The organism is Mesorhizobium sp. M1A.T.Ca.IN.004.03.1.1 (assembly GCF_003997555.1).
GTDB lineage: Bacteria > Pseudomonadota > Alphaproteobacteria > Rhizobiales > Rhizobiaceae > Mesorhizobium.
Genome location: NZ_RZTV01000151.1, coordinates 1 through 305 on the forward strand (window position 1 = coordinate 1; position 305 = coordinate 305).

General features: G+C 66.9%; 1 protein-coding gene. It reads left to right on the forward strand.

Going from position 1 to position 305, the window contains the following annotated elements; genetic code table 11:
* Positions 1 to 96 precede the first annotated feature (96 nt).
* On the forward strand, positions 97 to 305 hold a 209-nt coding region (locus EOD29_RS31105; protein ID WP_164763912.1), incomplete at its 3' end, for a hypothetical protein.

Below are 305 nucleotides of genomic sequence, written 5' to 3' on the forward strand. Positions count from 1 at the left end.
TGAATGGTGCGCTCAGGCCCGCGTAAAGCGGGCAGCAGACGAAAAGCCAACGATCGAGCTCTGACGAGGGGTCGAGCAGTCGAAGCGAGCAAGAAGATGAACGGATCGCGATCAAATCCTTCCCGACAGTCCGATAGGACCTCGCTCGATGCGCTGAACCGCACGATCGAAGGGCTGGAGGCGCGCATCGAAGGGCTGATGGGCAGCGGGCGCGAGCAGCGGCCGCGCGCGGCAACGGCCGAGCGCGATCCTTATGCCGCTTCCCATGCTCCCCGGCCCGCAAAGGCCCCGCCCGAGCCGCGGCC